6 protein-coding genes are annotated in these 5,291 nt (G+C 60.0%); 4 read left to right on the top strand and 2 right to left on the bottom strand.

Annotation, left to right across the window (positions count from 1 at the left end):
• Positions 1-201: 201 nt before the first annotated feature.
• Positions 202-693, top strand: a complete 492-nt coding sequence (locus EV643_RS43645) for an AAA family ATPase (RefSeq protein ID WP_133806122.1) — start codon at positions 202-204, stop codon at positions 691-693.
• A gap of 307 nt (positions 694-1,000) precedes the next feature.
• On the opposite strand, the gene EV643_RS43640 is transcribed toward EV643_RS43645, so the two are convergent.
• The gene (locus tag EV643_RS43640; protein WP_133806121.1) at positions 1,001-1,471 is read right to left on the bottom strand and encodes a hypothetical protein; all 471 of its coding nucleotides are present in this window, start codon (positions 1,469-1,471) and stop codon (positions 1,001-1,003) included.
• A gap of 745 nt (positions 1,472-2,216) precedes the next feature.
• On the opposite strand from EV643_RS43640, the gene EV643_RS43635 reads away from it, so the two are divergent.
• Together EV643_RS43635 and EV643_RS43630 are read left to right on the top strand one after the other, a co-directional pair.
• A complete protein-coding gene (locus EV643_RS43635; protein ID WP_133806120.1) occupies positions 2,217-2,507 on the top strand; it encodes a hypothetical protein in 291 nt (96 codons plus the stop codon).
• A gap of 47 nt (positions 2,508-2,554) precedes the next feature.
• On the top strand, positions 2,555-3,166 hold the full coding sequence (locus EV643_RS43630) for a hypothetical protein (RefSeq protein WP_133806119.1): 612 nt from the start codon (positions 2,555-2,557) through the stop codon (positions 3,164-3,166).
• Positions 3,167-3,268: 102 nt separating this feature from the next.
• On the opposite strand, the gene EV643_RS43625 is transcribed toward EV643_RS43630, so the two are convergent.
• Positions 3,269-3,988, bottom strand: coding sequence for a hypothetical protein (locus tag EV643_RS43625; RefSeq protein ID WP_133806118.1), 720 nt, complete (start codon positions 3,986-3,988; stop codon positions 3,269-3,271).
• A gap of 536 nt (positions 3,989-4,524) precedes the next feature.
• Between EV643_RS43625 and EV643_RS43620 the strand changes: the two genes are divergently transcribed.
• On the top strand, positions 4,525-5,265 hold the full coding sequence (locus EV643_RS43620; RefSeq protein ID WP_133806117.1) for a hypothetical protein: 741 nt from the start codon (positions 4,525-4,527) through the stop codon (positions 5,263-5,265).
• The last annotated feature ends 26 nt before the right edge of the window (positions 5,266-5,291 follow it).

Below are 5,291 nucleotides of genomic sequence, written 5' to 3'. Positions count from 1 at the left end.
CGATCCGTCAACCTGTCACCCGATCGGGACTTGACCTGACCAACCCTCGCCACACCCCAACCGTACCGCACCAGACCCTAAGTTACCGGTATTGGCCAGTAGGGCCACGGTGGTCGCAGCACTCTGGCGACGAGGCGTCGTCCGGGAGGAGCCGGGATTAATTCAAACGCCTTTCGAGGGGCGTTTCGTTACGATGAGCCCATGGCGAAGAGAAACTATCTTGTCGAAGGCGGTTCGGGCACAGGAAAGAGTTCAGTATGTCGCGAGCTTCGAAAGCGTGGTTACAAAGCCATCGACGGCGATAATGAACTTGCCTACCAGGGCGACCCTGAAACGGGGAAACGAACCGAAGGCGATGGTCGTCATGAGCAGCATATATGGGACGTTGATAGAGTCAGAGAAATAGCAGCAAGCAAAGATGAGGAGGTTGCTGTCTTCTGTGGCGGTTCAAGGAACTTCAATAAATTCCTGGACATATTCGACAAGGTAATCGTGCTGGACGTGGATACCGAAACACTCAAGCAGAGACTGGCTGGTCGTGCTGCCGACGACTGGGGTGGGAATGACGAGGAAAAGGAGAAGATACTTCGTCTTCATGCCACCAAAGAAGATATACCCAAGGGCACGGTTATCGATACCGCACGCCCACTCGATGAAGTTGTTGACGCTATCGTCAAATGCATTGAAGCTTAGTTCCAACTTCCTCCAGCACCCGGAGGCGTTCCGGGAGCGCGCGTCGCGTTCAACAGCGAAGCGGGCGTCGGCGGGCTGCGCTACGCAGGCACGCACGACGACGACGCTGGTGTCTGGTATGCCTCAGGCAAGCCGAGCGAGCGTGATGAAGTCTTCTACTACTACTACATGGGTCGCGACGAGGCCTGAGGACGTTGCTTGACGGTCGCGCCTGGACCACATTCGGGTGAGCAGCGGTGTCGCTCGGGCTGCGAGGCGCCGCCCCGCCGATCCAGAGGAGTTCGGCGACGCGGCGGGCCGATCCTCGTCAGTCGTGGCAATGCGTGAAGAAGAACTCCGTCCCGTTCGGCGTTACGTTGAAGTGGTCGGTGACGTGGTTCCTGAACGTCGAGCCGTCAGACCCCGTCCCGCGTACGTTGAAAGTGAACGTGCCGTTCACCGCACCCCCGTTGTCGTTGAAGCCACCCCACGCCGTGAACTTGCCGGTGTAGCTGGGCAGGCTCGGGTCCTCGAGCGGTACGGCGACGAACGTGCCGGTGTCGGTGAAGGTCGCGTGGATGCGACCGTCGTCGAACGCGGTGATGTGAGACACCCGGTTGCTGGTCGTGGTGATGGTGTACGCCGGCCCGCCACCCTCGCAGCTGGGTACGACGTCCACGAAGGTCTCGACGACGTTCTTCTCGGTGACGGTCTCGGTCACAGGCGGCTGGGCGAACGCCGGTGTGGCGATCAGCAGTAGGCCTGTGGTGATGAGACCGGCAAACAGGCGACGGAACATGTCCTCCCCCATTCGATCGGAAGCGTGCCCTCCCTGATCAGGGCACTTCAAGAATTTGCACGCCAGTCCTCCCCCTTCGCGTGCGACGTGCCACTTTCATGCTGCTCCGATGCCCTACACCTGTCCAGGTATCCGCGGGGGCCGTACCCAGCGTCATTCAATGGCCACAAATCGACCGTTCCGTCAAAGGCACAGCGCGGTCGCGCACGGTAGTGGGGGCTGACCGATTCGAGTGGGCAGCACCTAAGGAGCGGCGGGCTGGGGTAGGTGGGAGCGGCGACGGAGGAGCTGCGTGGGCGTCGTACAAGCAGAAGGCCGGTCTCCCGAGTAGGGGAACCGGCCGTATCTGTGCGTGGAGCTTAGGGGATTCGAACCCCTGACCTCTTCCATGCCATGGTCGCCGGTCAACGGATCCCCACCACCGCGCCAACGCCAAATTCCCTTGTTTCAAAGACGAACCGCAGACCGAGTTCAGCCGCGTTTCCCCGTCCTGGTGGGCGTTGGTACGCGTCAAGGTCTCCCAGATTTCTCCCAACCGACGCGTTCGGTTGAGCGATTCGGCGGCCTTCCGAGCATCCCCTCTGGCTATCGCTCGGGCCAGGGGTGGCGAGGGTGACCTCACCGGATCTACGCAACAGTCTGGTATGGGTCGCTCTACTAGGCATGCGGTTGTCCACAGGCATGCTCCGACTGACACGTAGGTGTCAACTAGCGCTCATCGAACACATGTTCTACTGTTGCATCCATGGGTGGCAACAAGCGGTACCCCCGGCCGAAGCCGCCGGACCCGCTCAAGCGGCATTGCTGGGTCCTGGGCGATCCTCGCGGCCAGCGCGGTCCCTGGGTTGGCCTGATCTTGGAGTGGCAGAAGATCAACTCCGAGGACTGGCTAGCTCGCGTCATCTACGTCCGCAACCCGAAGCGAGGCGAGGCCGTCGAGGAGTGGCTCGATGCGGGCCTGCTGAGGCCGGCCGATTCGGCTACGTTCGCGCGGATCGCCGACGAGGCTCGCTATATCGATACGCGCGGCTTGTAGCTATCGTCTTAGCGAGATCGGTTGGCACGGGACAGCGGAGAAGGTTTATGGATGACGAGACTGACGGCGTCGGCGAGATGGAGTCACGCCTCATTGATGATGAATACTCCACTGATACAACTGTCCGCATCCACGAAATAGAACAACTTTCGGACAAATTCCCAAAGCAGTCATGGTCATTTACCTTGCCCGGCTCACTGTCGGTTCGTGATGTCAAGACCTTATTCGTCGCTCCAGGCCAGTACGATCCCCCCTATGCGCTCGACAAGAACTACAGGTCCCTTGAGTGGGGGGCGTCCGGAGCAGAGACAGAATTCCTGATTCAGCTCGGATCTGATCTGTCGTCAGGATTGCTGCTCGCTGCGCTCGCTCAACTCGCGAAGCGGGCTCGGCAGCAACTAGGAGGGCATCCACTCGATGACGAATCGCTGACTCGCGACGGAGCGCATTACCGTGCCACATACGCACTCGCGATGGCATACGAAATTGTGGTCCGTGAAGATCTTCGGGTTGTTAGCGAAAGCCAGTCATCCAGTCCGCTGACTTATAGCTTCCAATTCACGAATGGTGAGCACCAGTTCGAAGCAGATGTGACCTTGACGGACCAGGGTGTGGCCGTTACCCGAGTCAAGTGGATACGCGACGGGACATCGTCCTGACGCCTGCTAGCTTCTCCCGCACACGACAAAGGCACATACGGTTACGCGTCAGCCCCGAGTTACCGACCCCAGATTCGGATCGCTGCGCGGGGTCGACCTGATTCAACGCGGTCTAGTAATTGGCTTTGTAATGGGAGAAATTTTGGTGCCGGTAAAACGGAGAAACCTTTCGCCAAGTTCAGTCGTCAGCTTCAGCCCGTTTAAATCAGCCCATGATTCCAGACTCATCCCAATCGGCGACCGGCTATCAATTAGAAAGGCTTGTCGGAGATCATTGCCGATTAATTCAAACCAATCCGACTTCCCTGCAAACTCAGGCATCGCGAGATCGATGCCACTCCGTTCCACCCGTACACCCGGCGGAGGCAGCTCGATTCCCTTGAGCTCGAACATTCCGAGAGGATTATCGAGATATGCGAGGATTCGCAGATGAGAAGGGGTGAACTGATCGATCAGTCGGAAGAACCGCGCCTGTTCGTCAACGTCCGGTGCATCCGGACCGATGGAATGGATAACTCCTTCCTGGAGCGCGGCGAGCTTCTCCTTTTGATGTGTCGCCATGGCCGCCCGGGTACCTTGCACAACGGCGTCAAGGAATTGGTCGCTAGACGTCAGCCCCTCGACCTCCTCTTGGATCTCCTCGATTCGCGAGGCGAGGTCGTTGAGCCAAAGCTTCATTCTATCGCCGTACCCCCATCCCAAGGCATACTCAAGCGCGGCACCACCAACGCCGCCTACCACGGGGACAGAGTTCAGCAGGCCAACTACAAGGGCTTTGGCCAGTCCCCCTTTCTCCTCGGGTGGCTCGCTCAGAGGTCGCATGTGAGCAGTATGGAACCGCACCCGATGTAAGGACAGGCGTCGGCGGCTGACGGGTTACGTGTCGAGGCGCGGGCAGTCCTCCGGATCGCCCCGATAGCTGCCGACTTCAGGTTCGGCTCGGTGCGGGTCAGGGGTCGAGCTTGCTCGATCGCGGAGCGACGCCGGAGGCGCCCTTGATGCGTGCCGGGCCGGACCGCACTTCCCATGATTGCTAGCGGGGCGATGCGGAGCCCAAGGTCAGGGTCAGCCGCGGACTACGCCAGCCACATGCAACGGGTGGCCGGCCACCACAGATGAGCGTTGCTTCGACAGGGTGTCGATCGTTGATGGCGAGTTCTGCTGTCTGGCGGTTGGCGCCCTGTGGCACGTGCGCGCCAAGCCAACGGGGGACGGGGCCGACGAGCCCTCAGGCGAGGAGCCGAAGGTTGCCCCGCTCCCCCGGTCCTCCGGTGGCGGCGCGCTTCACGGCCCCACAGGGGCCGTCTTGAAGACGTAGAGAAACTTGTCAGGCGTCGAGCAGCGGCTAGTGTGCGGCTATGGAGGAAACGGAGGTCAACCGGCACGAGTTGCCAGACCACTTGACAGGCGGGCATGCGCAGCACATCGAGGCAGCCCTTGAGGTATTGGGCGAGACACTCGACCGTCTAAACATGTGCCTTGGTCTGCTGACATGGGGACTCGACGCCGGATCAAATTCGAATCGACAGGCTCCGTTTGCGAATGATCTAGGCGCGCTCGCATGCTTCACGCGTGCCTACCGTGGGCTGCGTGCATGCATCTCACTTTGCGTCCATGGCTATTACGTAGACGTAGAGGCAAACATCCGTACGGTTTACGAGGCCGCTGGATTGGGCCGCATGTTGGCGAAGAGTCCTGAACTCGCGGAGAAATGGCTCCATAAGGGAACCTGGGTGCCGGACAAGGATGTCCGGACGTTTATCGAGGCTCAGGTCCTATTGGAGAATCAGGAATCGCCCTATCAGAAGTACTACAAGCTGGCTAGTGCTGCTGCTCACCCGTCGGCTAGTTCGACCGTCCCCCTGGTATTTGACGAGGCCGGCGAGATTGGTGCGCAACTTGAACCTCGGTTCGACGAGTCCCGATGCTTGAGTGCTGGGCGCGAGATCATGGTGGGTGCAGTCTTCACTCTCTTTGCGATGCAGCGTGCGTCAGCGGATGTATCTGAATTCCCCACGTGGTGGCGGCAGGCACTGAGGTTTTCTCACCGGGCATTGGTTGACTGCGCGGCGCTGTTGCCTGGAGCAACGTTGTGGTGAACAGGGGCGTGTCGTGCATGTGGCGT

Origin of the sequence: Kribbella caucasensis, assembly GCF_004361855.1 — a bacterium.
Classification (GTDB): domain Bacteria; phylum Actinomycetota; class Actinomycetes; order Propionibacteriales; family Kribbellaceae; genus Kribbella; species Kribbella caucasensis.
The sequence above is the reverse complement of the archived record's forward strand: the minus strand, read 5'-3'. Positions and strand labels throughout refer to the sequence as shown.